The sequence below is a fragment of the Caloramator sp. CAR-1 genome (genome assembly GCF_030546345.1).
Classification (GTDB): Bacteria; Bacillota; Clostridia; order Clostridiales; family Caloramatoraceae; genus Caloramator; species Caloramator australicus.
On record NZ_JAUONW010000044.1, the window covers coordinates 63,438 to 87,947 of the forward strand.

A 24,510-nucleotide genomic window follows, 5' to 3' on the forward strand; every position below is an offset into this window, starting at 1 on the left:
AGTGAAGCTATTTATCGATACTGCAAATGTAAATGAAATTAGAGAAGCAAACTCCTGGGGAGTTATATGCGGTGTAACAACAAATCCATCCCTTATTGCAAAGGAAGGTAGAGACTTTGTAGAAGTAGTTAAGGAGATAACTGATATAGTGGATGGACCTATTAGTGCTGAAGTTATTAGCCTTGATCATGAGGGTATGATTAAGGAAGCAAAGGAACTTGCAAAGATACATAAAAACATAGTTATAAAGATTCCTATGACTATTGAAGGCTTAAAGGCTGTAAAGGTTCTTTCAAAGGAAGGAATAAAGACTAACGTGACTTTGATATTCTCATCAGCCCAGGCACTTCTTGCTGCAAAGGCAGGTGCAACTTATGTTAGCCCATTCCTTGGAAGACTTGATGACATTGGTCAGGATGGAATGTATTTGATTGAAGAAATAGTTAGAATTTTTGACAACTATGGTATTGAAACAGAAATAATAGCTGCAAGCATAAGACATCCTATTCATGTTGAAAAGGCTGCCCTTGCAGGTGCGCACATTGCAACAGTTCCATTTAAAGTATTAGAACAAATGACAAAACATCCATTAACAGATATAGGCATAGAAAGATTCCTAAAAGATTGGGAGAAGGTTCCTAAGAAATAAGCTGCCAGCTGGCAGCTTTTTTAATAGGGACGGTTCTTATTTGTTTAATTTTTGCAACAACTTCCCATGATACTTTACAATTCAGCTAATTTTTTATAAAATAATACTTACCATATATTCGATTTTCTGTATCCTCTGTGTTTCCCATTTCGCGACTTGTTTCCCCTATTATTAAATTTTAAATAAAACTGCAACCAGGAGGTATTTTATGGATTTTGAAGAATTAAAAGGAAAAACTTTGGATGAGCTGAGGGAATTAGGTAAAGAACTTGGAATTAAATCAGTCACAAGATTTAGAAAAAGTGAGCTAATTGAAGAAATACTTAAATTACAGGAAGAAAATAATGATGAGAAAGATATTAAAGAGGATATTCCAGTTATCATACCAGAAGTTGAAAAGGAATTGGAAGAAATTAAACTTCATGATATAGATGTAGACAAAAGAAATAAACTTCAAGAACTTTTAGTTGATTCGGATACGGTAGAGGGTATTTTTGAACTTATCGAAAATCAATCATATGGTTTTTTAAGACTTGATAATTATCAACAGGGGCCAAGGGATGTTTACGTTTCGCCTTCCCAGATAAGAAAATTTAACTTAAGAACAGGAGACAAAGTTAAGGGTAAAGCAAGAATTCCAAATGAAACTGAAAAATACAGGGCTCTTTTGTATCTTCAAGAGATAAACGGACTACCACCAGAAAAAATACAAGGAAGAAAAGCCTTTGAAAATTTAACACCAATATATCCGACTAAAAGATTAACCCTTGAAACATCAGGCAATGAACTTGCTACAAGGCTTATCGATATTTTAGCTCCTATTGGAAGGGGACAGAGGGGACTTATTGTTGCACCTCCTAAGGCAGGAAAAACCGTCTTGCTTAAAAAGATTGCAAATGCTATAACAAGAAATCATCCGGATGTGGAATTGATTGTTTTGTTAATAGATGAAAGACCTGAAGAAGTTACTGACATGCAAAGGTCTATACAAGGGGAAGTTGTTTATTCCACCTTTGACGAAGAGCCGGAAAATCATACAAGGGTTGCAGAATTGGTTCTTGAGAGGGCTAAAAGATTGGTTGAACTAAAAAAAGATGTGGTTATTTTGCTTGATAGCTTAACAAGGCTTGCAAGGGCATATAACTTAACAATTTCCCCAACCGGAAGAACACTATCAGGCGGTTTGGATCCAGGTGCCCTGATTCAGCCCAAAAAATTCTTTGGAGCTGCAAGAAACATAGAAGAAGGTGGAAGTCTTACAATCCTTGCAACAGCCCTTATTGAAACAGGAAGCCGTATGGACGATGTAATTTTCGAAGAATTTAAGGGAACAGGTAACATGGAAGTACACTTAGATAGAAAGCTTCAAGAAAGAAGAATATTCCCAGCGATTGATATAAACAAATCCGGAACAAGAAGAGAAGACCTTTTATTAACAAACGAAGAATACAATGCCGTAATGGCAGTAAGGCGTGTTTTAGCAACGGAAACTACCCAAGAGGCAACTGAAAAATTGATCCACGCCCTTTTAAAGACTAAAAATAATAAAGAATTTGTTCAAATGTTCCCCAAACTAATTTAAGGGGAACAACATAGGGACAGTTCTTAATTATTTTATTTTCATGTAAATTACATTTTCTCTAAATTATAAACAAACTTATAATTAAAGGTTGATAATTGTATATAAGTATGGTATAATTTTTAGGGTTAAAAGGGAAAGAATAAATTAAAATACTTATTTAAAATAGAAAGAGGTGAACAAGATGAGAGAAGGAATTCATCCAAATTATACTCATGAAGCAGTTGTTAAGTGTGCATGTGGTAATACTTTTGTAACAGGTTCAGTTAAGAAGGAAATTAAGGTTGAAATTTGTTCAAAATGCCATCCATTCTTCACTGGAAAGCAAAAGATGATAGTTGAAGCTGGTGGTAGATTAGAAAAGTTCATGAAAAAATACAATATCAAAGAAGAAGAATAATTTTTTGACCGGGACGCCGGTCTTTTTCTTTTAAGGAGGTTTTATCATGTATGGCCCAAAGGATCATGGTTGGATAGAAATGATTGTTGGACCAATGTATAGCGGTAAAAGCGAAGAGCTCATAAGAAGGATAAAAAGAGCCAAAATAGCAAGGCAAAAGGTTCAAGTTTTTAAACCCTCTATAGATAATAGATACAGTATAACAGAAGTAGTATCCCACAACGGAGATAAAGAGGGGGCACATTCGGTTGAAAATTCAACGGAAATACTTAATCTAGTAAGTGAAGATACTGATGTTATTGCAATAGATGAGGTTCAGTTCTTTGATGATGAAATAGTTGAGGTTTGTAAAAAGTTAGCGGATAAAGGCAAAAGAGTTATTTGTGCTGGTCTTGACCTTGATTTTAGGGGAGAACCCTTTGGACCAGTTCCAAGGCTTCTTGCTATAGCTGAATTCGTTGATAAAATACAAGCTATATGCGTTGTTTGTGGAAACCCAGCAACTAGAACCCAAAGGTTAATCAATGGAAAGCCTGCTAAATATTCTGATCCTATCGTTTTAGTGGGGGCTAAAGAAGCCTATGAAGCTCGTTGCCGCAAGTGCCATATTGTTTTAAAATAGGGACGGTTCTTAATAGTTTTATATCTTAGTAAATTTTAAATAATTAGAAGGGGTTATAATGAAGGGAGTTATAGATAGATTTGAAGGTGAATTTGTAATAATCGTTTTTGATGATGGAAAGGTTGAGAGTATCAACCGTCAGTTGATACCTAATGAGGCAAAAGAAGGAGATGTTATCGTTTTTGAATCAACTATATATATTGATAATGAAGAAACCTTAAAACGAAAAAAGAAATCCAAGAAATACTTGGAATTTTGGGAAGATTAACATATACTGAAATTTATTGCATAAATAACCAAAATCATGGGCATACTATCTACAAAAAGCATAGGGGGTTGTAGATAGTATGCCTAGATGTGCAAGATTAAAGTCGAACGATTCGATTTACCATATTATGTGCAAAAGTATAAGCGATACTGATCTTTTCAGATGTGATGCTGACAAGAAGGTATTTATGGGATATATCAAAAAATATCAGGAGAAATATGAATTTAAAGTATATGCTTATTGCCTAATGACAAATCATGTTCATCTCATAATTGATTCCAATGGTTTTGATATTTCAAAAATTATGCATAGTATTAATCAGTGCTATGCTCAATATTTTAATAGAAGATACCAAAGAAAAGGGCATTTGTTTCATGATAGATTCAAGAGCATAATTGTTAAAGACGAAAGATATCTTTTGACATTATCGGCATATATTCATAACAATCCTATGGCAATAAAAGAATATAGGGAATGTCCAGAAAGGTATGAGTATTCCAGCTTATCAGTATATCTTGGACTTGCTCATGATAAGTTTGAGATACTCGATGAGGGTTTTATATTGGGGCTTTTTGGTTCAAATGTTAAAAAGGCTAGAGAGAGCTATTATAAGTTTGTATTCTCATGTAAAGATAATAAAATAAGAAAAACTATTGAATTTGAAGATCAACCTGGAGAATATAGAAGCGATAGAACTATATTAAGAAGGGAATATTCACCTCAAGACATTTTGAGTTTTTTAGAAGAAAATTTAGGAGTAGAAAGAAAGCTTTTATATTTGAAGTATAGAAAAGAATCAAAGGAGTTTAGAGCAATAGCAGTTTATCTGTTAAGGTGTTTTTGTGGATACAGCTATAGCCAAATATGCAAAATAATTGGAAATATAACTTCTGCGCGGGTAGCTGTCTTATTCAACATAGGATATGAGCTTGTCAATAATGATTCAAAATATAAATTTATATTGGAAAAATTTTTGGATAACAGTGAAAATAAGGACAAGAAGTTTTAACAAAAAAATTTTCTTTTTTATAAAAAGAAGATATATTATAATATGTTTTAGTGCACATTAAGTGGACAAGCATTAGGGACGATTCATTAATTTTATAAAAATTAAATGGGATTTGGGACATTTTAAAACTTTTTAATATGTAAAACTATTAAGAACCGTCCCCAAAAGAGGTGCCAAAAGAGGTGATGGAGAGATGAAACAATTAAGAACTGTCCCCATAGGAGGACAGGCGGTTATAGAAGGGGTTATGATGAGGGGTGAGAGGAAGATTGCAATTGCAGTAAGGGATGCAAAGGGAAACATTAATGTAAGCGTTGAAGAAAATGTTCCCCTTAGCAAAAAGCATAAAATATTAGGCATGCCGATTATAAGAGGAGTTGCTGCTTTTTTTGATTCCCTTATTACGGGAGTCAAGGCTTTATCTTATTCAGCACAGTTTTTTGAAGCTGAGGAGACAAGGGTTGAAAGATATCTAAAAGATAAACTAAAAGAGAAATATGAAGCCTTTGAGATGGGATTTACAATTATCGTTTCTCTAATCTTTGCGATGCTGCTTTTTTTTATTTTGCCAACCTTTGCAGCAACCTTTATAAGAACAAGCGGTTTTATAAAAAATATATTAGAGGGAATAATAAGGCTTACGATATTTTTATTTTATATAGTTTTAATTAGCAAGCTAAACGACATTCAAAGGGTTTTTCAGTATCATGGTGCAGAACATAAGAGCATCCACTGCTACGAGGCAGGGATTGAGCTTACTGTTGAAAATGCAAAAAAGTTTTCAACTCTTCATCCAAGGTGTGGGACGAACTTTTTACTCATAGTCATGCTAATTAGTATTTTTATCTTTAGCTTTTTAGGCTGGCCCAACCTTTTAATAAGAATATTATCAAGGCTTATTTTAATCCCCCTTGTTGCAGGACTTTCCTATGAGCTTATAAGATGGTTTGGAAAATCTGAATCTAAGATTTCTAAAATGCTTTCTTATCCAGGGCTTATGCTGCAAAAATTAACAACAAAAGAGCCGGATGAATCTCAAATTGAAGTTGCCCTTGAGGCCCTTAAAAACGTGTTAGATTAAGGTTGGTGATACTTTGACTTATTTTGAAGTATTAAATATAGCAAAGGATATCCTTAAGAATAACAATAAACCAATCCAAGATGCAGAAATAATTCTATCCTATATCCTTAAAAAAGACAGAACCTATATTCACTGTCATTTGAATGATAAAATAGATGAAACTTTAGAAAAATCCTTTTTAAATATGATCAAAGAAAGGGCATTGGGAAGACCGCTACAATATATTCTTGGCGAGTGGGAATTTTATGGTCTTAAATTTATAGTTAAGGAAGGCGTATTGATTCCAAGGCCGGATACTGAAGTTCTTGTTGAAAAGTGCCTTGAAATTTTAAAAAATATAAAAAGTCCAAAGATAATAGATATAGGCTGTGGGAGCGGTGCAATTTCAATTGCAATTGCCTATAATAAAAAAGATTCCACAGTTTATGCCCTTGACATAGACAGCACTCCTCTTGAAATCACAAGATTAAATGCAGAAAAAAATAATGTTCAAGATAGGGTTTATATTAAAAAATCAGACCTTCTTAAAAATTTAGATGATGATTTGAAGGGCAGAGTGGATCTTATAGTTTCAAACCCTCCCTATATAAAGGAGGAGGAAATTAAAGATCTTATGGATGAGGTTAAAAATTTTGAGCCGAAGCTTGCCCTATCAGGTGGGGAGGATGGGCTATACTTTTATAGGGAAATATCAAAGGAGGCTAAAGTATATTTAAAGAAAAACGGATATATAGCCTTCGAAATAGGATATAATCAGAGAATGGATGTTAAAAAAATACTTGAGGGAGAAGGCTATAAAAATATAGAAATTTTTAAAGATCTTGCAGGTCTTGATAGGGTGATTATAGCAAAATATGTTGATAATTTGTAGATTTAATTGCTATAATATTTCATGATTAAAATTTTGGAGGGTGGAAACATGCTAGAAAAATTAGATTTTATCGAAGAAAAATATGAGGAACTATCAAAAAAGATTAGCGATCCTGAGGTTATAGCTGATAATAATTTATTTCAAAAATTATGCAAAGAGCACAACTCATTAGAAGGAATCGTTTTAAAGTATAGAGAATATAAAACAATATTAAAAAGAATAAAGGAAGATAAGGAACTTTTAGAGGATGACATAGATAGGGAAATGAAGGACCTTGTTGAAGAGGAGTTAAAGGAGCTTTCTGAAGAAAAGGAAAGGGTAGAAAAGGAGCTAAGATTATTACTCCTACCTAAGGACCCTAACGATGAAAAGAACGTATTCATAGAAATTAGAGCTGGTGCAGGTGGGGATGAAGCAGCTTTATTTGCAGCAGATCTTTACAGAATGTATACAAGATACGCAGAAAGGCATAACTTCAAAACAGAACTTGTTTCATCAAGCCCTAATGATCTTGGCGGATATAAAGAAGTTATTTTTATGGTAAAAGGTCAGGGTGCCTATTCAAGATTGAAATACGAAAGCGGAGTTCACAGGGTTCAAAGAGTTCCTGTTACTGAAGCTGGAGGAAGAATCCATACCTCAACAGCAACGGTTGCTGTATTACCAGAAGTTGATGATGTTGAGGTTGAAATTAATCCAAATGATCTTAGAGTTGACGTTTTTAGATCCTCAGGCCATGGCGGACAGCATGTTAATACAACCGACTCTGCAGTTAGAATAACTCACCTTCCAACAGGTATTGTTGTATCCTGCCAGGATGAAAAATCGCAGCTAAAAAACAGAGAAAAGGCAATGAAAATTCTTAAGGCAAAGCTTTATGAGATAGAGCTTGAAAAACAAAGAAGTCAGATAGCTGCAGAAAGAAAGAGCCAAGTAGGAACTGGAGATAGAAGCGAAAGAATTAGAACCTATAATTTTCCACAAGGAAGAGTTACTGACCATAGAATAGGCCTTACAATTTATCAGCTTGAAGCCTTTTTAGATGGGGAAATAGATGAGGTTATAGATGCCCTAATTACTGCTGATCAGGCTGAAAAGCTAAAGGAGGTTGGGGAGTAATCCCATATTATGTTTTCGATTAAAAAGGCCATAAAAAAAGAAAGGGCAAGGCTCAATAGAAATTATTTTATTTCCTTTTTTATTCTTATATTAGTTGCTTATCTTACCTTTGCAGCCATAAGCTTAAGTGTAGTAAAAGGCTGGCAAAGTTACTTTACTATTGCCTATGCCCTTATTATTGAACTTTTAATTTTAATAAACATTTTTAAATTATATTTTGAGTCAAAGTTTAGTGTTGATATATCCTTTGAAAAAATCAAAATCCATCAGCCCTTAAAGGGTAATTTGCCATTACAACCCTCAAAGGTTGTTTATGTGGATGTTATTAGCAATAAAGATGATTTTGATATAGTTATATTCATAAAGGGCAAAAGAGTTAAAAGACTTTTAAAGCTTAATGAAAATGGAGAGTTTAAAAGAATTTATAAGATTTTAAATGAAAAGTATAATGAAGATGAGTTTTATTATTATATCATTAAAAAGGGCGGCGCTAAAAAATATTTTTATCTTTATAAGCTTTACAAAAACTGTTTTGAAGCAGAGTTTTCAAGGAAAGCAATGGAATATATAAAACTTTTTATGGAGGAATACAACTTATCGTAATATATTTCATCTCCTTAAAATAAATTTTTAAAAGGAATATTTTAAGGAGATGAAATTTTATGAATATATTAACCATAACCCTCATTGGAACATTAGTTTGCGCCTTTGGAACCACCTTTGGAGCATTTTTAATAGTTATTCTTAAAAAGACAAATAATATATTAATGTCAAGCATAATAGGCATTGCAGCCGGACTTATGTTGTCGGTTGTCACCTTTGACCTTATACCGGAATCGATAGAAACCGGAGGGCTGTTGTTAGCGGTAGTCGGAACTATAATTGGGATAGCCTTTGCTATAATTTTGGATTATTTTTTGTCATACTTAAACATAATAAAAAAATACGGGAAGCACCTTAAAACTGCCCTTCTTTTAGCCCTTGCCCTATCGGCCCACAATTTTCCAGAAGGGCTTGCCATAGGCACAGGGTTTATAAAGGGAATAAATTTTGGTTTTAAAATAGCCATTGTTATTGCCTTTCATGATATTCCAGAGGGAGCTGCTGTTGCAGCACCCCTTCTTCAGAGCAGCTTAAAAAGGTGGCAAATATTAATATTAACTGCTCTAACAGCCCTTCCTACGGCCATAGGAACTTATTTTGGAGCTGTTCTTGGGAATATCTCGAATGTTTTTGTATCGTTATGCCTTGGATTTGCCTCTGGAACTATGCTGTATATTGTTGTAGGAGAGTTAATTCCAGAGAGCAAAGAACTTTCAAAGGGGATTTTATCAACCTTATCTACTCTTTTAGGCTTACTTTTAGGCCTTTTATTGGTTTCTTTTTTCGGTTAGGAGGATAATTATGGATACAAAGGTTTATAGAATAAACGAAAGGGACGAGGAAAAGATAAAAGAAGCTGCTGAGGTTATAAAACAGGGAGGTCTTGTAGTTTTTCCAACGGAAACCGTTTATGGGCTTGGAGCAAATGCCCTTGATGAGGCTGCCTGCAAAAAAATTTTTGGAGCAAAGGGAAGACCGCAGGATAATCCTTTAATCGTTCATGTTGCCAGCTTTGATATTTCAAAATATGTAAAATATATTCCAGATAAAGCAAAGATTTTGATGGAAAACTTTTGGCCAGGGCCTTTAACGATTATAATGCCAAAGTCAAGTTTAATCCCTGATGTTGTTACAGCTGGCCTTGACAGCGTTGCAATCAGAATGCCTGAAAATAGGCTTGCAAGAAAGCTGATAGAGTTTTCTGGTGTTCCAATTGCTGCACCAAGTGCAAATATTTCTGGAAGGCCAAGTCCAACCTCAATAGAGCATTGTATTGAGGATCTTTATGGAAGGGTGGACATGATAATAGGCGGTGAAAGGTGTAGGGTTGGTCTTGAATCTACTGTTGTTGATGCAACAGATGAGGACATTACGATTTTAAGACCCGGATTTATTACAAGGGAGGACCTTGAAGAGATTGTTGGTAAGGTTTTGGTTGATCCAGCGATAAAAGATAAGGATTTTAAGCCAAAATCTCCTGGTATGAAGTATAGGCATTATGCGCCAAAAGCCCCTTTAAAGGTAATAAAGGGAGATACCCAAAAGGTTGTTGAATATATTAAGGAAAACGTGTATAATATGAAAAGGCAAGGCAAAACCGTTGGAGTTTTGATTGTGGATGAGATTATGGATAAAATAGATGCTGATATTAAAGTTTCCTTAGGAAGCATAAAGGATCCAGGGACTATTGCTGCAAATTTATTCGATAAGCTAAGGGAATTCGATAAAACTAATGTGGATTTAATACTTTCAATTGGCTTTAAAGAAGAGGGGCTTTTTTCAGCCATAATGAATAGACTAAAGAAAGCATCCGGAAACAACCTTATTGAAATGTAGGAGGTTTGCCATGAGAATTCTATTTGTTTGCACAGGTAACACCTGTAGAAGTGCGATGGCTGAGGGTATTGCTAAAAATTTAATACAAAAGGAAAACTTGAATCTTGAAGTATCATCAGCTGGGGTTTTTGCACCCTTTGGCATGGCAGCCTCAGAGAATGCTATTTTAGCCCTTAGTGAGATGGGAATAGACATATCATCCCATTTATCAAGACCCCTTACAAAGGATCTAATAGAAAATTCTGATCTTATCCTTACAATGACTAAGGGGCATAAGGATGCTATTCTTTCAAAATATCCTCAATTTTCTGACAAGGTTTTTACCCTTATGGAATACATAGGCGAGGATTTAGACATCGAAGACCCATTTGGAGGGGATCTAGACGTTTATCGTGCATCAGCAAACCAAATTAAACAAGCTATTGAAATTCTTTTAAAGAAGTTAAAGGAAAGTTAGGCACTTTCAGTGCCTTAGCTTTCCTTTTTTGTATATACAAAAGGAGGGGTAATATGAAAATTGCAATAGCATCAGACCATGGTGGTTTTAACTTAAAGGAGATTATAAAAAAACATTTAGAGGGCCGAAAAATAGAGATTAAGGACTTTGGAACCTTTTCAACTGAATCCTGTGATTATACAGATTTTGCCCTTTTGCTTGCAGAATCTGTAGCAAGGGGTGAATATGATAAGGGCATTTTAGTTTGCGGAACAGGAATAGGAATGTCGATTGCCGCAAATAAAGTAAAGGGAATTAGGGCAGCCCATGTTACAGATACTTTTTCAGCAAAGGCCTGTGTGGAACACAACAATGCTAATATAATAACAATCGGAGAGAGAATAACAGGACCTGGAATCGCCATTGATATAATAGAGACTTTTTTAAGTGCAGAGTTCCAGGGAGGAAGGCATCAAAGGAGAATAGATAAAATAGCAGAAATTGAAAATAAATACATGAAATAAGGGGGATATTTATGAATAAGGTTACATTAATTGACCATCCACTAATTCAACATAAGCTCTCCATAATGAGGGATAAAAATACAGGCTCAAAGGATTTTAGAGAGCTTTTAGAGGAAATTGCGATGCTCATGACCTATGAAATAACAAGGGGTTTTCAGCTTGAAGAGGTTGAAATAGAAACTCCAATTTGCAAAACTAAGGCAAAGATGCTTACAGGGAAAAAGGTTGCTATCGTTCCAATCCTTAGGGCAGGGCTTGGTATGGTTGATGGTATGTTAAAACTTATTCCAGCTGCTAAGGTTGGGCATATAGGCCTTTATAGGGATCCTGAAACATTAAAACCTGTTGAGTATTACTGCAAGCTTCCTTCAGACATATCAGAAAGGGATATAATTTTAGTGGATCCAATGCTTGCAACAGGAGGTTCTGCCTCCGATGGAATTCACCTTTTAAAGGAAAAGGGAGCAAGAAATATAAAGCTTATGTGCCTTATAGCTGCTCCAGAGGGAATAGAGGCGGTTTTAAAGGCTCATCCTGATGTAGAGATATTTGTTGCAGCAGTAGATGAAAGATTAAATGAACATGGGTATATAGTTCCAGGTCTTGGCGATGCAGGCGATAGAATTTTTGGAACAAAGTAGGTGTTATTATGAGACCGTCCTGGGATGAATATTTTATGGAAATTGCCGAGACAATAAAAAAGCGCTCAACCTGCCTTAGAAGACAAGTTGGGGCAGTTATTGTAAAGGATAATAGGATACTTACAACTGGGTATAATGGCGTTCCACCAAAGATGCGGCATTGCGATGAAGTTGGGTGCTTGAGAAGGGAACTGAATATCCCATCGGGGCAAAGGCATGAGCTCTGCCGTGCCCTTCACGCTGAGCAAAACGCAATAGTTCAGGCAGCAAAATACGGTATTTCAATTGAAGGATCAACTATATATATTACAAATCAGCCTTGTATAATATGCGCAAAACTAATAATAGCATCTGGTATCAAAAGAATAGTCTATAGTGGAGACTATCCAGATGAGCTGTCACTTTCCATGCTAAAAGAATCTGGAGTTGAAATTGTTAATTTTAGGCTATCCTAATTTTGGGATAGCCTTATTTTTATTTATTTGGTAAAATATATTTTGTGCAAAAAACATTGAGGAAGTGAAAAAATGTTTGAGTATCCTATGATTTTTTTAGTATCATTTGTTTTTTCATTTATTTTAACCCCAATCGTTAAGAGATTAGCCTTCAAGATAAATGCAATAGATATTCCAAAGGATGAGAGAAGGATTCACAAAAAGCCTATTCCAAGGATAGGTGGTCTTTCAATCTTAGTATCATTTATCGTATCAAGTTATATGTTTTTGATTTTCGATAAGAATATTATAGGAATAGTAGTAGGTGCAGTAGTTATTTTTATAGGTGGCTTTTTAGATGATTTATATAATTTAAAACCAAAACAAAAGCTTTTGTTTCAATTTATTGCGGCTTTGATTTTAATAGCTTTTGATGTTAGAGTAAAATACATAACAATTCCCTTTACTAAAGCAGGAGAGTCTTTATTTATTGGCAATATAGGAACTTTTATTACGCTGCTTTGGGTTGTTGGAATTACTAATGCTGTAAACTTGATAGATGGGCTTGATGGACTTGCAGCGGGAGTTTGTTTTATATCTTCCCTATCTTTATTTGTTGTATCTTTAATTAGCGGACGTTCGACGGCTATAGTTTTAACTTTGATATTATCTGGTGCATGCCTTGGATTTTTACCCTTTAATTTTAATCCAGCAAGCATTTTTTTAGGCGATTGTGGTGCCCAGCTTTTGGGATTTTTACTTTCTGCAATTTCAATACAAGGGGCAATAAAATCTGCTGCAGCCTTTGCAATTGCAGTTCCCATAATTGCCCTTGGAATTCCAATATATGATACATTGTTTGCAATGATAAGGAGAAAACTAAACAATAGACCCATAAGTGAAGCCGATAGAGGACATTTGCATCATAGACTTTTAGATCTTGGACTTAATCAAAGGCAAGTTGTTTTTATTATGTATTTTATTAGTTTTGTTTTTGGTGTTGTTTCAATCCTTGCAATGCTTTTAACTGCTAAAAATTCCTTTGCCCTTTTGATAATAATATTTGCGGTAACATTATCCTTTGCAATTGAGTTTGGTTTATTAAGTAAGAAATGAGGTGGTTTAATGAAAAGGATAAAAGTTATGACTATATTTGGAACAAGGCCTGAAGCAATAAAGATGGCCCCCCTTGTTAAGGAGCTTGAAAAAAGGGAAGAGTTTGAATCGATAGTTTGTGTAACAGCACAGCATAGAGAGATGCTGGATCAAGTTTTAGATCTTTTTAATATAAATCCCCATTATGATCTTAATATAATGAAGGAAAGGCAGTCTTTAACTGGTATTACAACGAGGGTTTTAGAGGGACTTGAGAATATATTTAAAGAAGCACAGCCTGATATAGTTTTAGTTCATGGCGATACGACAACTACCTTTGCGGGAAGTTTAGCCGCCTTTTATAATCAAATTAAAATAGGTCATGTTGAGGCAGGATTAAGATCATTTAATAAATACTTCCCATTTCCAGAGGAGATGAATAGAAAACTTACAGGGGCATTATCAGACCTTCATTTTGCACCTACAAAAACAGCAAAGGAAAACCTTTTAAGGGAAGGAGTAAATGAAGAGTTTATATTTGTAACCGGTAATACCGTAATTGATGCTATGGAAACAACCGTTGAAAGAAAGTATGTTTTTGAAACAGAGGAATTAAATTCTATAGATTTTAAAAATAAAAAGGTGATAATGGTAACTGCCCATAGAAGAGAAAATTGGGGACAGCCCCTTGAAAATATATGCGAGGCACTTAAAAAGATTGCATTAGAATTTAAAGATGTTGAAATCATATATCTTGTTCATTTAAATCCTGCTGTAAAGGAGGTTGCCTACAGGGTTTTAGCCGATGTAGAGAGGGTGCATCTATTACCACCTCTTGATACTAAGGAAACCCATAATTTAATGGATAGAAGTTATATGGTAGTTACAGATTCAGGAGGACTTCAGGAGGAGGCACCCCACCTTGGGAAGCCGGTTCTTGTTTTAAGAGATGTAACGGAAAGACCGGAGGCAGTTAAGGCGGGAACAGCAAAAATAGTGGGCACAGAAACGGATAATGTTTACGAAAACATAAAAAGGTTGTTAATAGATAAGGATGAATATAAAAAGATGGCCAACGCAATAAACCCATATGGAGATGGTAGAGCATCCGAAAGAATTGCAGATGCTATACTTTATTATTTTGGAATTTACAAAAAACGACCGGAGGATTATAAAAGCTTTTAGGCTGGTATCTTATGATACCAGCCCTTTTTTGAATAAAAAAAAATTAAATGGAAATAATTGAGAAGAGAGGGGTGAGGAATATGAAAAGGTTTTTATTGGGATTAACAGCTTTATTTTGTTTTTGCTTTTTTAATTTTCCTAATAATAACGAAGGAATGCCTAGGATCATGAAATTTTTTGATGAAAACGGAATAGAATATATAGGTGCAAGTTTAGAATATAACATTAGTTTAAAGTCAAAAATAAATTTAGAAGATATTCAAAATAAGGTCTTGTCCCAAATCAAGTTAAAACCTATAAAAGTTTCAAAGGGCAATGATACGGTTATAGAATTTGATGGAGCCCAATTGAGGGTAAGTGGCAAAGAAAATGGCAATGAATATTTATTAAGTATTTTTTATTCACAAGCTTTAAGGGATATGAATATTATAGATAATATAAGAAGGTCGTTGAGTCTTAAAAAGCATATGCAAAATAGACCTTCCTTTTATAGTTTAATGGAAGGAAAAATGAATAAAAAATTATCTTGTGAAGAAAAAAAGGAGCTTCTTTTTGAAATAATAAAAACGTTAAGAGTAAAGCAAACAAATATAATTGAAGAAGATAGATATATTAGTTTAATAGGTTATTCTATGTATTTTGATGATAATTTAAGTTTAAATGGTAAAATATTCAATATTAATATTGCAATTAGAGATGGTAGCGATGACTGCACTTACATACTTGTAGGAACCCCAATAATAACAGTTGAGTATTGATGAATGGAGGAGTATTATGGGCAAAATAGTTATAAATGGTGGTAGAAAATTAAGTGGAAAGGTTAGAATAAGTGCTGCTAAAAATTCTGTTCTACCGATCATTGCAGCATCGCTACTTACAGGATTTGACTGTATTCTTGAGGATATTCCCTTTTTGGAGGATGTCAATGTGATTTTAAGCGTTTTAGATTCCTTAGGGGTTAATTTATTTATAGATAAAAATAAAGGTAAATTATTGATAAAGGCTGAGGATATAAAATCCTTTGAGCCATCCTATGAACTTGTTAGAAAAATGAGGGCATCCTTTTTAGTCATGGGCCCTATTCTTGCAAGATTCGGTAAGGTTAGAATATCTTTGCCAGGTGGATGTAACATAGGCTCAAGGCCGATAGATCTTCATCTAAAGGGTTTTAGTCAGTTAGGTGCAGACATAAATCTTGGCCATGGATATGTTGAGGCTTCATGTAAAAGACTAAAGGGGGCTAAAGTTTATCTCGATTTTCCGTCTGTAGGTGCAACAGAAAATATAATGATGGCAGCTGTCCTAGCAGATGGTGAAACTGTTATAGAAAACGCAGCTGAAGAACCTGAAATTGTTGACCTTGCAAGTTTTTTAAACAAGATGGGTGCAAAAATTATAGGAGCAGGGACAGACACTATAAAGATAGAGGGTGTAAAAGAGCTAAAAGGGACAATTCATCAGGTTATACCTGATAGAATAGAGGCAGGGACTTATATGGTAGCTGCTGCCATAACAGGTGGTGAAGTAACCATTGAAAATGTAATACCAGAACATGTAAGATCCATTACAGCAAAGCTTCAAGAGGCTGGTATTTATGTAAAGGAAGAACAAAATAAAATAAAAGTCAAAGCAAATGGAAGGATAGAAGCTGTTGATATAAAAACTATGCCGTATCCAGGATTCCCAACGGATATGCAGGCGCAATTTATGGCACTTTTAAGTATAGCAGATGGTGTATCTATAATAACTGAGACTGTATTTGAAAATAGATTTATGCATGTTAATGAACTTAAAAGGATGGGTGCCAATATTAAAATTGACGGAAGAAGTGCTGTTGTGGAAGGAGTTGAAAAACTTACAGGAGCAGAGGTAAAGGCAACTGATCTTAGAGCAGGGGCGGCACTTGTTATAGCAGGACTTATTGCAGAAGGGATAACTGAAGTTTCAGAGATTTATCATATAGATAGAGGATATGTTGATATGGTTGGAAAACTTAAAAAATTAGGTGCTGATATAGATAGAATATAGCTGCCTTATGGCAGTTTATTTTTTTTGAATAAATAAAGCTATATAAAAATAAAATGTAATAGGTTTGCTTTGGGGGGAGAAAATTGAAATACATAGGATATTTTGTATTTTTAGTAGCTTTTATAGTCATATTTGTTCCTGTTACTATATTGGGCGGAGTAGGAGAAGGAATTAAACTACCTGTAATATTGAATAAGTTCCCTATTGTAACGGATAACAATGTTAAGGAGATAGCAAAGATAGATTCAAATATAAAGGTTAAGATGTTTGATGTAAAAAACAATAAAGTAATAGAGCTTGATCTTGAGGATTATGTTGCAGGTGTAGTGTCAGCTGAGATGCCCGTATCTTTTAATATTGAGGCATTAAAGGCACAGGCAATTGCAGCAAGAACCTTTGTTATAGCAAATATGATATCTTTAGGAGGAAGTGGTTGTAATAAACATCAAGGGGTTGATGTGTGCAGCGATGTCCACTGCCAAGCATGGATTTCAAAGGAGGAGAGATTAAAGCTATGGGATGCTAATAGTGCTTTAGAAAACTGGAATAAAATAATGGAGGCAGTAGAATCTACCAAAGGGCTTGTTATAACATATAATGGAGAAATAGCAAAGCATATTAAATACCATTCGACAAGCGGGGGCAAAACAGAGGATAGTAGATATGTATTTGGTTATCAAGAGCCCTATTTGGTAAGCGTTGAAAGCCCCTATGAGGAGGTTGCTCCAAACTATATAACAACAGTAGTTATGAGTAAAAAAGAGTTTATAAGGAGGATGAAGGAATTAAGTCCCAATATCAATTTAAGTGAAGGTAGATTGGCAAATCAGATAAAGATACTTGAATGGACTGAAGGGGGGAGAGTAAACAGGATAAAGATAGGAGATAAAGAATTTACAGGAATCGATGTAAGATGGGCGATGGGGCTCAAAAGTGCTGCCTTTACGATAAAAATAGACACTAAAAATGTAACCTTCACTGTTAAAGGGTATGGGCATGGTGTTGGAATGAGTCAGTGGGGAGCAAACCAAATGGGTAAAAGAGGATATAGTTATGAAGATATAATTAAACATTATTATAGAGGAGTTGAAATTCAAAAAATTGAAGATGTATTAAAGTTAGGGCAACAACCCTAACTTTTTTATTTTTGCATGTATAAAATGGGATTATTTGGACAAAACTATTTTACAGGAGGTGTAATTATGGGATTTAAAGATAATTTTAAAAGAATGCTTCAAAGAGAAATGTTTTATGTTGTGCTCTTTATCTGTTTGTGTGTAGTAGCAGTTGCAGCAGTTTATGTTTCAAGGAATAATGCAAAAATTAGTAAAGACCTTGCAAAGGCTCCAATTAAAACAGAAGAAAAGATTACTGAACCAAATAATGAGCCTACGCTAGTTGAAGAGAAATTATCAAACATAAAAGAAATGCAAGTTGCTCAGGTTCCAAAATCAACTGTTCAGAATAAAGATAATAAAACTCAAACAGATAAAGGGCAGCCCAATAATGAAAAGGCTTCTTCAAAGGCTTCAAATCCAGCCCCAGCATTTAAAATGATTATGCCTGTTGAGGGCGAGATTACAAAGAATTTTGACAAAGAAAATCTTCAATATTCTGTAACTCTGCAGCAATGGGAGACCCATGAGGGTATCGATATAGCTGCTGATATCGGAACAGAAGTTAAGGCTGCTGCAGATGGAAAGGTTATTGATATTATTACTGATGATAAGATTATTGAAGGATTAAATTTAAAAACTGGATATGGAATTACTGTAATCATAGACCATGGCAATGGTATTCAATCCGTCTATGGCAATCTTGCTCAAGAGTTAAAGGTTAAAAAGGGAGATAAAGTTAAAAAGGGCGATGTTATAGGATTTGTTGGGGATACATCCATTAGAGAAGCAAGCAGCATAGAAGGATGTCATATTCACTTTGCAGTTATTAAAAAGCAAGGAAAAGACATAGTTACAGTTAACCCTCTTGACTATATAAAGTAATTTTCCAAAGGGCCTTGCAGAATTGCCATAGGTTTTGCAAGCGCTCTTTTTTTTAGAAATAATTGATTTTTCAAGGACATATATTTAATTAAGGTGTAAAAGGGAGGTTAATAGATGAGGGACTATATAGAAGAAAGGGTTTTGGAAGTTGCAAGATATATTATCGAAACTAGAGCAACCATAAGAAAAACTGCAAAAGCCTTTGGGGTTAGCAAGAGCACCGTTCATAAGGATATTACAGAAAGACTTCCCAAAATCAATCCTCAGATAGCAAAAGAAGCAAAGGAGATTTTAGAAATAAATAAGGCAGAAAGACATATAAGGGGAGGAAAGGCAACAAAATTGAAATATAAATCAGCAAATGCATAAAATTTTTCCCTACCAAGAAGGATTTTGCAAATTTTTATCGAATATTATAATTGCAGTATATAGGTAGGGAGTGAAAATATGTTCTGGTTTGGTAGTAATGATATGGGAATAGACTTGGGAACTGCTAGTGTTTTGGTTTATGTAAAGGGAAAGGGGATTGTTCTAAGAGAACCATCAGTAGTTGCTCTTGACAAAAACACAAATAGAGTATTGGCTGTTGGAGAAGATGCAAGACAGATGATAGGAAGAACCCCAGGAAATATAGTTGCAGTTAGGCCTTTAAGGGATGGAGTTATATCAGACTATGATACAACAGAAAAGATGCTAAAGCATTTTATAAAAAAAGCCTATGGTAGTAAAAAACTTTTAAGGCCAAGGGTAGTTGTATGTATTCCATGTGAAGCTACAGAAGTTGAAAAAAGAGCCGTAAAGGATGCTGCTTATAATGCCGGAGCAAGGGAAGTCTATTTAATCGAGGAGCCAATTGCGGCAGCACTAGGTGCAGGTGTTGATATTTCAAAGCCTAATGGTTGTATGATAGTTGATATAGGTGGTGGAACAACGGATATTGCAGTAATTTCCTTGAGTGGAATCGTTGTAAGATCATCCATAAAAGTTGCTGGGGATAAATTTGATGATGCGATTATTTCATACTTGAAGAAAAAGTATAAGTTAATGATTGGAGAAAGAACTGCGGAGGAATTAAAAATAAACATAGGTTGTGCCTACAAAAGGGACGAGGATATTTCAATGGAAATAAAGGGAAGAGATTTAATAAGCGGCCTTCCTAAAAATATCTTAGTAACCTCTGAAGAGATAAGGCTTGCTCTATCGGAGCCTGTTGAAGCTATCACTGATGCTGTTCATCAGGTTCTTGAAAAAACTCCTCCAGAGCTTGCGGCTGATATCAGCGACAATGGAATAATTATGACAGGGGGAGGATCCCTTCTTTGGGGACTTGATAAATATATTCAAGAAAGAACAAAGGTTCCTGTAAAAGTTGCTGAGGATGCTATATCTTGCGTTGCAAAGGGAACAGGTATCTCGTTAGATTATTTAGATTATTTAGTAGACGAGGGACCAAGAAAAGCAGCTAAAAAGGCATGAGTTACATGCCTTTTTGTTTTGCAGCCAAAATTAAACCTTCTGAGATAATTTTAGCCATATCCCATATAAAGTTTAATCGGATATTTTTTAACCAATAACCATCTTTAATATCTATAGAATCAACAACTCCGACTATTGATATATCCCCAACGGTCGGAAGATTTTTTCCTACTCCTTTTCCTGGATGAACAGGACCTAATTTTATTTGAATATCACCTAGGTTATCTTCAAATCCTAAACATGCATCTATTGCTATTATGAAGTAATTTGGGTATTGGCAGCTAATATCACAAAGTATTTCTTCTAAATTTACAGCATGGGCAGGGTTTTGAAGTGTGCCTATTACAGGCAGTGGGAAATTAGCTTCTTTTAAAAATGTGCCAACCAGTGGTCCTAAACTATCTCCTATGCATTTATCAGTTCCTATGCATACTATCAGTGTATTATCCCTCAAAAAATTTGATAGATATTCTGCTAATGCCTCTTTGGCACCTTCTTCCTTATAATTTACTACCGCCACTATGGTATCATAGTTTGAAGATCTCAACTAACCACCCCCTCAATTCATATATACAGACTTAAAGAAACATTTATTACTGGAGGTTGTATATTTTTTGCTATTTTAAGAAAAAATAATAAAGAAAAAGCTATGAGGGGTGATAACTTGAAAAAGTATTTTAATATAATCATCGTTATTATAATTACTTTTATGACTTTAGTTTCTATATTTACATTAAAGGCGGAAAAAGTAGAAGGTGTGTTTTATTATGATGAAAACACAATTGAAGACGAAGCAGGATACATTTTCGATAATTATTATGATGTGAATATTAATTTTAAATAGGGCATCTGCCCTATTTATTACATAAACTTCTCAATTTTTCCTTATCCCATATATTAAGTTCTTCAATATTTTCAATAGCACCCAACATGTTATCTTTAATATCAGGAATAGTTTTTTGGAGTTGCCATATAAGGTCCTTTATGCTTTGCCTTTGGGTCTTACCATTGGCAGGACATAAATTTTTTACTACAGGGACATTATTTTTCTTTACAGCACTTCTTATATCCTTTTCATATAGATAAACAAAGGGCCTTATTAGATAAATGTCTTTATCTTCAAAATATGTTATTGGCGAGAAGGTGCTTATTCTGCCTTCGAAGAATAAGGACATTAAAAGGGTCTCTATTGCATCATCTGCATGATGGGCAAGGGCTATTTTGTTATATCCCATTTCCTTTGCGGAGTTGTATAAAGCACCTCGCCTTAATTTTGCACAAAGAGAACAAGGATTTGTTTCCTTTCTTATATCAAATACTATTTTAGCAATATCAGTTTGAACTATTTTATAGGGGACATTAAGTCGTTCAGTAAATTCTATAAGAGGGGTAAGGTCCATCCCTTCAAGTCCCATATCTATTGTTATTGCACCTAGTTCAAATTTCTGTGGACTAAACCTTTGATAAAGGGAAAGGGCGTATAATAGAAGAGTGCTATCCTTTCCACCTGAGAGCCCAACAACAACCCTATCACCATTTTGGAGCATATTAAACTCCTGAATACATTTTCTTAATCTACCAAGTATTCTTTGCATAATTACCACCGCCTTGAGACCTATATATATAAAATATATCAGTATTTATGCTTTCCTGTGAAGAAGCATTTTAATCCTGATTAAAATTTTTTATGATATATAGGAGAAAACAAGAGATATAAAGAGATAATGTGAGTATAAAAGATATAATTTAGTGTAATAATAAATAATGAGCGTTGAAAAAAAGAGTAATCTTATGTATACTTAATAATGTCGCTGGTGAGCGACGGGAAAACAAAATAAAGCGTGGGCGCCTAGCTCAGCTGGGAGAGCATCTGCCTTACAAGCAGAGGGTCACAGGTTCGAGCCCTGTGGTGCCCACCAGGTATGCCGGCTTAGCTCAATGGTAGAGCAACTGACTTGTAATCAGTAGGTTGTAGGTTCGAGTCCTATAGCCGGCTCCACATGGAGCGGTTCCCGAGCGGCCAAAGGGGGCAGACTGTAAATCTGTTGGCAGACGCCTTCGGTGGTTCGAATCCACCCCGCTCCACCAAAAAAGACGCTTTAAAGCGTCTTTTTATTTGTATTAAATTTTAACTAATCAGTGGCAGAAGTCGCCACTTCTGTGTGGGTGATGAAGGTCTCTTGACTTAAAAAAATATAAAATATAAAATAATTATATAGCGAAATCCAAGCTAAACCAACCACATAGTGGTATTGTTGGGGATGGAACAGCCCTTTGAGCGTGGAGAATCTGGTAACAAAAGTTATCTTAACCACGAAGCCACCCTTTCAAAGAGTGGAGATAGTTCTTGCTAAAATTAAATATGATAAGGTTTTCCTTATCAAGAGAGGTGGAGGGACGGGCCCGATGAAACCCGGCAACCTGCATAAAGCAAGGTGCCAATTCCTGCAGAATGGAAACATTCTGGGAGATGAGGACGAGTATTAAGCCTCTTCTTGTCAGAAGGGGCTTTTTTTAATACATAATGTTTAGAGCTTATAAAAATAGTCAAAAATGAAAAATAATATAAAAGTAGGATTTTTAAAAAAGGAGGTTTTAGAATGGTAAAAAGACTTTTTACTTCAGAATCAGTTACAGAGGGTCATCCAGATAAAGTGTGTGACCAGATTTCAGATGCGATACTAGATGCTATACTTGCACAGGATCCTGAAGCTAGAGTTGCTTGCGAAACAGCAGTAACTACTGGTATGGTTCTTGTTATGGGAGAGATAACAACAAAATGCTATGTTGATATTCCAAAGATAGTAAGAAAGACAGTAGAAGAAATAGGATATACAAGAGCTAAGTATGGTTTTGATGCAGATACATGTGCAGTTTTAACTTCAATAGACGAACAATCACCAGATATAGCAATGGGCGTTGACAAGGCTCTTGAAGCTAAAAAGGGAGAAATGGACGCAATAGAAGCTATTGGAGCAGGAGACCAAGGTATGATGTTCGGTTTTGCTTGCAATGAAACACCAGAATACATGCCTCTTCCAATAGCACTTGCTCACAAGCTTGCAAGAAGGCTTGCTGAAGTTAGAAAGAATGGAACTTTGGAGTATTTAAGACCTGATGGAAAGACTCAAGTTACAGTTGAATATCATGATGATAAACCAGTAAGAGTAGATACAATAGTTGTTTCAACACAACATAGCCCAGAAGTAACAAGGGAACAAATAGAAAGAGACATTATAGAACATGTTATAAGAAAGGTTGTTCCTGCTAACCTTTTAGATGAAAATACAAAATATTTAATTAACCCAACAGGAAGATTCGTAATCGGTGGACCACACGGAGACTCAGGCTTAACAGGAAGAAAGATAATAGTTGATACATACGGTGGATACGGAAGACATGGTGGCGGTGCCTTCTCAGGAAAGGACCCAACAAAGGTTGACCGTTCAGCTGCATATGCTGCAAGATGGGTAGCAAAAAACCTTGTTGCTGCAGGACTTGCTGATAAGCTTGAAATTGAAATAGCTTATGCAATAGGAGTTGCAAGACCAGTTTCAATTGAAGTCGAAACATTTGGGACAGGAAAGCTTCCAGATGATAAGATTGTTGAAATAGTAAATAGAGTATTCGACTTAAGACCAGCTGCTATTATAAAGAATCTTGATCTTAGAAGACCAATCTATAGACAAGTTGCAGCTTATGGACACTTTGGAAGAACAGACCTTGACCTTCCATGGGAAAGACTTGATAAAGTAGAAGAAATCAAGAAGATAGTTGCGGAAATGATGTAAAACCTAAACTTAGGTGCCTGGCACCTAAGTTTATTTTTTGGGGACGGTTCTTAATTTTTTGATTATATAAAAAATTAAGAACCGTCCCTATTTATTTGTTAGGAGGTGAGAGAGATGGCAGTTACAGCAGTAAAGGTTACTTCAAATGTTGTTTTTAGGGTAAAGCTTGGGGTTGACCAAAACGGCAATGACATCGAAAGGGCTGTAACCTTAAGAAGGGTAAAACCAACTGCAGCAGATCAGGACGTTTTTGATGTTGTTGCAGCAATTGAAACATTACTTGAAGGACCAATTCAAAACGTTGTAAGACAAGACGTATCACAGCTTATTAATGCTTAATGGGAATGGCCTTTTTAATACTTAAAGAAGGGGGGATTTTGATGAAGACTTTACAGATGGTTTTCCAAAATACAGCTGGTAGAAATGTTTCAATAAACATCCCTTATGTTAAGGATGGAATAACGACGGAGGAAATAAGAAATTTAATGCAGCTCATATTAGCAAAAAACATATTTGATTCAACAGGCGGAAATTTAGTTTCAATAATGGGGGCAAGCGTGATTTCAAGGGATGTTACTGATTATGCCGTAAGATAAGGGTGATAATATGGATGGTATTTTAAACCAGATAGCCAATTTAGGCTTTCCAATAGTTTTATCCATTTACCTCCTAGTTAGGGTGGAGGGTAAACTGGAGAAACTTTCCGAGAGCATAAATGAGTTATCGAGAACAATTGCGTCGATTAAGGATTAAGGGTGGGGTTTTCCCCACTCTTAATCTTTAATAGATATCAAATCATTTTAAAAAACATAAAAATTTCTAGCTATTGAAAATTGACTTTGCAGTTTAAAGTAAATTTGAAT

31 protein-coding genes, 3 tRNA genes and 1 riboswitch are annotated in these 24,510 nt (G+C 35.0%); of the genes, 32 read left to right on the plus strand and 2 right to left on the minus strand.

Going from position 1 to position 24,510, the window contains the following annotated elements; all coding sequences use genetic code 11:
* Position 1: 1 nt before the first annotated feature.
* From fsa to Q3V94_RS12225, 24 genes are all read left to right on the plus strand, one after another.
* The gene (fsa, locus tag Q3V94_RS12110) at positions 2-649 is read left to right on the plus strand and encodes a fructose-6-phosphate aldolase (RefSeq protein WP_303528068.1); all 648 of its coding nucleotides are present in this window, start codon (positions 2-4) and stop codon (positions 647-649) included.
* 208 nt (positions 650-857) lie between these two features.
* The gene (gene rho / locus Q3V94_RS12115) at positions 858-2,231 is read left to right on the plus strand and encodes a transcription termination factor Rho (protein WP_303528070.1); all 1,374 of its coding nucleotides are present in this window, start codon (positions 858-860) and stop codon (positions 2,229-2,231) included.
* A gap of 181 nt (positions 2,232-2,412) precedes the next feature.
* Complete coding sequence (gene rpmE / locus Q3V94_RS12120) at positions 2,413-2,628, plus strand: 50S ribosomal protein L31 (RefSeq protein ID WP_008907717.1); 216 nt, start codon at positions 2,413-2,415, stop codon at positions 2,626-2,628.
* Between the two features lie 46 nt (positions 2,629-2,674).
* A complete protein-coding gene (locus Q3V94_RS12125) occupies positions 2,675-3,250 on the plus strand; it encodes a thymidine kinase (protein WP_008907718.1) in 576 nt (191 codons plus the stop codon).
* A 58-nt stretch (positions 3,251-3,308) separates the two neighbouring features.
* A complete protein-coding gene (locus Q3V94_RS12130; RefSeq protein ID WP_008907719.1) occupies positions 3,309-3,518 on the plus strand; it encodes a DUF3006 domain-containing protein in 210 nt (69 codons plus the stop codon).
* A 79-nt stretch (positions 3,519-3,597) separates the two neighbouring features.
* On the plus strand, positions 3,598-4,527 hold the full coding sequence (locus tag Q3V94_RS12135) for a transposase (RefSeq protein ID WP_303528073.1): 930 nt from the start codon (positions 3,598-3,600) through the stop codon (positions 4,525-4,527).
* 193 nt (positions 4,528-4,720) lie between these two features.
* Positions 4,721-5,608, plus strand: a complete 888-nt coding sequence (locus tag Q3V94_RS12140) for a DUF1385 domain-containing protein (protein WP_303528075.1) — start codon at positions 4,721-4,723, stop codon at positions 5,606-5,608.
* Between the two features lie 13 nt (positions 5,609-5,621).
* Positions 5,622-6,479, plus strand: coding sequence for a peptide chain release factor N(5)-glutamine methyltransferase (gene prmC / locus Q3V94_RS12145; protein WP_303528077.1), 858 nt, complete (start codon positions 5,622-5,624; stop codon positions 6,477-6,479).
* Between the two features lie 48 nt (positions 6,480-6,527).
* Positions 6,528-7,598: a peptide chain release factor 1 gene (gene prfA / locus Q3V94_RS12150; protein WP_303528078.1), complete on the plus strand. Its 1,071-nt coding sequence runs from the start codon at positions 6,528-6,530 to the stop codon at positions 7,596-7,598.
* Positions 7,599-7,607: 9 nt separating this feature from the next.
* Complete coding sequence (locus tag Q3V94_RS12155; RefSeq protein WP_303528079.1) at positions 7,608-8,201, plus strand: hypothetical protein; 594 nt, start codon at positions 7,608-7,610, stop codon at positions 8,199-8,201.
* A gap of 59 nt (positions 8,202-8,260) precedes the next feature.
* Complete coding sequence (locus tag Q3V94_RS12160) at positions 8,261-8,992, plus strand: ZIP family metal transporter (RefSeq protein ID WP_008907725.1); 732 nt, start codon at positions 8,261-8,263, stop codon at positions 8,990-8,992.
* A gap of 10 nt (positions 8,993-9,002) precedes the next feature.
* The gene (locus Q3V94_RS12165; RefSeq protein WP_303528082.1) at positions 9,003-10,037 is read left to right on the plus strand and encodes an L-threonylcarbamoyladenylate synthase; all 1,035 of its coding nucleotides are present in this window, start codon (positions 9,003-9,005) and stop codon (positions 10,035-10,037) included.
* Positions 10,038-10,047: 10 nt separating this feature from the next.
* Positions 10,048-10,494 carry a low molecular weight protein arginine phosphatase gene (locus Q3V94_RS12170; protein ID WP_303528083.1) on the plus strand — a complete coding sequence of 149 codons (447 nt, stop codon included), beginning with the start codon at positions 10,048-10,050 and terminating at the stop codon, positions 10,492-10,494.
* Between the two features lie 53 nt (positions 10,495-10,547).
* Positions 10,548-10,997 (plus strand): ribose 5-phosphate isomerase B, encoded by a 450-nt coding sequence (rpiB, locus tag Q3V94_RS12175; RefSeq protein ID WP_303528087.1) that lies wholly within the window; start codon positions 10,548-10,550, stop codon positions 10,995-10,997.
* 11 nt (positions 10,998-11,008) lie between these two features.
* Positions 11,009-11,638, plus strand: coding sequence for a uracil phosphoribosyltransferase (gene upp / locus Q3V94_RS12180; protein ID WP_303528090.1), 630 nt, complete (start codon positions 11,009-11,011; stop codon positions 11,636-11,638).
* An 8-nt stretch (positions 11,639-11,646) separates the two neighbouring features.
* Positions 11,647-12,093: a cytidine/deoxycytidylate deaminase family protein gene (locus Q3V94_RS12185; RefSeq protein WP_008907730.1), complete on the plus strand. Its 447-nt coding sequence runs from the start codon at positions 11,647-11,649 to the stop codon at positions 12,091-12,093.
* A 72-nt stretch (positions 12,094-12,165) separates the two neighbouring features.
* On the plus strand, positions 12,166-13,188 hold the full coding sequence (locus tag Q3V94_RS12190; protein ID WP_303528093.1) for a glycosyltransferase family 4 protein: 1,023 nt from the start codon (positions 12,166-12,168) through the stop codon (positions 13,186-13,188).
* Positions 13,189-13,197: 9 nt separating this feature from the next.
* Complete coding sequence (wecB, locus tag Q3V94_RS12195; protein ID WP_008907733.1) at positions 13,198-14,352, plus strand: non-hydrolyzing UDP-N-acetylglucosamine 2-epimerase; 1,155 nt, start codon at positions 13,198-13,200, stop codon at positions 14,350-14,352.
* A gap of 80 nt (positions 14,353-14,432) precedes the next feature.
* Positions 14,433-15,110, plus strand: a complete 678-nt coding sequence (locus Q3V94_RS12200; RefSeq protein ID WP_303528096.1) for a YwmB family TATA-box binding protein — start codon at positions 14,433-14,435, stop codon at positions 15,108-15,110.
* Between the two features lie 16 nt (positions 15,111-15,126).
* Entirely contained in the window at positions 15,127-16,380 is a 1,254-nt protein-coding gene (gene murA, locus Q3V94_RS12205) for a UDP-N-acetylglucosamine 1-carboxyvinyltransferase (RefSeq protein WP_303528098.1), read from the plus strand.
* Between the two features lie 83 nt (positions 16,381-16,463).
* Positions 16,464-17,516 carry a stage II sporulation protein D gene (gene spoIID / locus Q3V94_RS12210; protein WP_008907745.1) on the plus strand — a complete coding sequence of 351 codons (1,053 nt, stop codon included), beginning with the start codon at positions 16,464-16,466 and terminating at the stop codon, positions 17,514-17,516.
* Between the two features lie 66 nt (positions 17,517-17,582).
* Complete coding sequence (locus tag Q3V94_RS12215; RefSeq protein WP_303528102.1) at positions 17,583-18,380, plus strand: M23 family metallopeptidase; 798 nt, start codon at positions 17,583-17,585, stop codon at positions 18,378-18,380.
* 114 nt (positions 18,381-18,494) lie between these two features.
* Positions 18,495-18,749 (plus strand): sporulation transcriptional regulator SpoIIID, encoded by a 255-nt coding sequence (gene spoIIID, locus Q3V94_RS12220; RefSeq protein ID WP_008907747.1) that lies wholly within the window; start codon positions 18,495-18,497, stop codon positions 18,747-18,749.
* 78 nt (positions 18,750-18,827) lie between these two features.
* On the plus strand, positions 18,828-19,856 hold the full coding sequence (locus tag Q3V94_RS12225) for a rod shape-determining protein (protein ID WP_008907748.1): 1,029 nt from the start codon (positions 18,828-18,830) through the stop codon (positions 19,854-19,856).
* Position 19,857: 1 nt separating this feature from the next.
* Here Q3V94_RS12225 and yyaC read toward each other — a convergent pair whose 3' ends face one another.
* Positions 19,858-20,403, minus strand: coding sequence for a spore protease YyaC (yyaC, locus tag Q3V94_RS12230; RefSeq protein WP_008907749.1), 546 nt, complete (start codon positions 20,401-20,403; stop codon positions 19,858-19,860).
* A gap of 117 nt (positions 20,404-20,520) precedes the next feature.
* On the opposite strand from yyaC, the gene Q3V94_RS12235 reads away from it, so the two are divergent.
* Positions 20,521-20,700 (plus strand): hypothetical protein, encoded by a 180-nt coding sequence (locus tag Q3V94_RS12235; protein ID WP_008907750.1) that lies wholly within the window; start codon positions 20,521-20,523, stop codon positions 20,698-20,700.
* A gap of 10 nt (positions 20,701-20,710) precedes the next feature.
* Here Q3V94_RS12235 and Q3V94_RS12240 read toward each other — a convergent pair whose 3' ends face one another.
* Positions 20,711-21,451: an ATP-binding protein gene (locus Q3V94_RS12240; protein WP_303528107.1), complete on the minus strand. Its 741-nt coding sequence runs from the start codon at positions 21,449-21,451 to the stop codon at positions 20,711-20,713.
* Between the two features lie 248 nt (positions 21,452-21,699).
* Between Q3V94_RS12240 and Q3V94_RS12245 the strand changes: the two genes are divergently transcribed.
* The 7 genes from Q3V94_RS12245 (at position 21,700) to Q3V94_RS12275 (ending at position 24,400) form a co-directional block, all read left to right on the plus strand.
* Positions 21,700-21,775 (plus strand) — tRNA-Val (locus Q3V94_RS12245).
* Positions 21,776-21,780: 5 nt separating this feature from the next.
* A tRNA-Thr gene (locus Q3V94_RS12250) sits at positions 21,781-21,855 on the plus strand.
* Positions 21,856-21,858: 3 nt separating this feature from the next.
* Positions 21,859-21,944, plus strand: a tRNA-Tyr gene (locus tag Q3V94_RS12255).
* A gap of 286 nt (positions 21,945-22,230) precedes the next feature.
* A riboswitch (SAM riboswitch) is annotated at positions 22,231-22,333 on the plus strand.
* 123 nt (positions 22,334-22,456) lie between these two features.
* The gene (gene metK, locus Q3V94_RS12260; protein WP_008907752.1) at positions 22,457-23,647 is read left to right on the plus strand and encodes a methionine adenosyltransferase; all 1,191 of its coding nucleotides are present in this window, start codon (positions 22,457-22,459) and stop codon (positions 23,645-23,647) included.
* Between the two features lie 114 nt (positions 23,648-23,761).
* On the plus strand, positions 23,762-23,986 hold the full coding sequence (locus Q3V94_RS12265; RefSeq protein WP_008907753.1) for a DUF1659 domain-containing protein: 225 nt from the start codon (positions 23,762-23,764) through the stop codon (positions 23,984-23,986).
* Positions 23,987-24,027: 41 nt separating this feature from the next.
* Complete coding sequence (locus tag Q3V94_RS12270) at positions 24,028-24,243, plus strand: DUF2922 domain-containing protein (protein ID WP_008907754.1); 216 nt, start codon at positions 24,028-24,030, stop codon at positions 24,241-24,243.
* 10 nt (positions 24,244-24,253) lie between these two features.
* Entirely contained in the window at positions 24,254-24,400 is a 147-nt protein-coding gene (locus Q3V94_RS12275) for a YvrJ family protein (protein WP_008907755.1), read from the plus strand.
* Positions 24,401-24,510: the final 110 nt, after the last annotated feature.

What these genes read in the sequence shown, in the direction of transcription:
- rho (WP_303528070.1), top strand. Translation starts at nt 858, where the DNA reads ATGGATTTTGAAGAATTAAAAGGAAAAACTTTGGATGAGCTGAGGGAA.
- rpmE (WP_008907717.1), top strand. Translation starts at nt 2,413, where the DNA reads ATGAGAGAAGGAATTCATCCAAATTATACTCATGAAGCAGTTGTTAAG.
- Q3V94_RS12125 (WP_008907718.1), top strand. Translation starts at nt 2,675, where the DNA reads ATGTATGGCCCAAAGGATCATGGTTGGATAGAAATGATTGTTGGACCA.
- Q3V94_RS12130 (WP_008907719.1), top strand. Translation starts at nt 3,309, where the DNA reads ATGAAGGGAGTTATAGATAGATTTGAAGGTGAATTTGTAATAATCGTT.
- Q3V94_RS12135 (WP_303528073.1), top strand. Translation starts at nt 3,598, where the DNA reads ATGCCTAGATGTGCAAGATTAAAGTCGAACGATTCGATTTACCATATT.
- Q3V94_RS12140 (WP_303528075.1), top strand. Translation starts at nt 4,721, where the DNA reads ATGAAACAATTAAGAACTGTCCCCATAGGAGGACAGGCGGTTATAGAA.
- prfA (WP_303528078.1), top strand. Translation starts at nt 6,528, where the DNA reads ATGCTAGAAAAATTAGATTTTATCGAAGAAAAATATGAGGAACTATCA.
- Q3V94_RS12155 (WP_303528079.1), top strand. Translation starts at nt 7,608, where the DNA reads ATGTTTTCGATTAAAAAGGCCATAAAAAAAGAAAGGGCAAGGCTCAAT.
- Q3V94_RS12160 (WP_008907725.1), top strand. Translation starts at nt 8,261, where the DNA reads ATGAATATATTAACCATAACCCTCATTGGAACATTAGTTTGCGCCTTT.
- Q3V94_RS12165 (WP_303528082.1), top strand. Translation starts at nt 9,003, where the DNA reads ATGGATACAAAGGTTTATAGAATAAACGAAAGGGACGAGGAAAAGATA.
- Q3V94_RS12170 (WP_303528083.1), top strand. Translation starts at nt 10,048, where the DNA reads ATGAGAATTCTATTTGTTTGCACAGGTAACACCTGTAGAAGTGCGATG.
- rpiB (WP_303528087.1), top strand. Translation starts at nt 10,548, where the DNA reads ATGAAAATTGCAATAGCATCAGACCATGGTGGTTTTAACTTAAAGGAG.
- upp (WP_303528090.1), top strand. Translation starts at nt 11,009, where the DNA reads ATGAATAAGGTTACATTAATTGACCATCCACTAATTCAACATAAGCTC.
- Q3V94_RS12185 (WP_008907730.1), top strand. Translation starts at nt 11,647, where the DNA reads ATGAGACCGTCCTGGGATGAATATTTTATGGAAATTGCCGAGACAATA.
- Q3V94_RS12190 (WP_303528093.1), top strand. Translation starts at nt 12,166, where the DNA reads ATGTTTGAGTATCCTATGATTTTTTTAGTATCATTTGTTTTTTCATTT.
- wecB (WP_008907733.1), top strand. Translation starts at nt 13,198, where the DNA reads ATGAAAAGGATAAAAGTTATGACTATATTTGGAACAAGGCCTGAAGCA.
- Q3V94_RS12200 (WP_303528096.1), top strand. Translation starts at nt 14,433, where the DNA reads ATGAAAAGGTTTTTATTGGGATTAACAGCTTTATTTTGTTTTTGCTTT.
- murA (WP_303528098.1), top strand. Translation starts at nt 15,127, where the DNA reads ATGGGCAAAATAGTTATAAATGGTGGTAGAAAATTAAGTGGAAAGGTT.
- Q3V94_RS12215 (WP_303528102.1), top strand. Translation starts at nt 17,583, where the DNA reads ATGGGATTTAAAGATAATTTTAAAAGAATGCTTCAAAGAGAAATGTTT.
- spoIIID (WP_008907747.1), top strand. Translation starts at nt 18,495, where the DNA reads ATGAGGGACTATATAGAAGAAAGGGTTTTGGAAGTTGCAAGATATATT.
- Q3V94_RS12225 (WP_008907748.1), top strand. Translation starts at nt 18,828, where the DNA reads ATGTTCTGGTTTGGTAGTAATGATATGGGAATAGACTTGGGAACTGCT.
- Q3V94_RS12240 (WP_303528107.1), bottom strand. Translation starts at nt 21,451, where the DNA reads ATGCAAAGAATACTTGGTAGATTAAGAAAATGTATTCAGGAGTTTAAT.
- metK (WP_008907752.1), top strand. Translation starts at nt 22,457, where the DNA reads ATGGTAAAAAGACTTTTTACTTCAGAATCAGTTACAGAGGGTCATCCA.
- Q3V94_RS12265 (WP_008907753.1), top strand. Translation starts at nt 23,762, where the DNA reads ATGGCAGTTACAGCAGTAAAGGTTACTTCAAATGTTGTTTTTAGGGTA.
- Q3V94_RS12270 (WP_008907754.1), top strand. Translation starts at nt 24,028, where the DNA reads ATGAAGACTTTACAGATGGTTTTCCAAAATACAGCTGGTAGAAATGTT.
- Q3V94_RS12275 (WP_008907755.1), top strand. Translation starts at nt 24,254, where the DNA reads ATGGATGGTATTTTAAACCAGATAGCCAATTTAGGCTTTCCAATAGTT.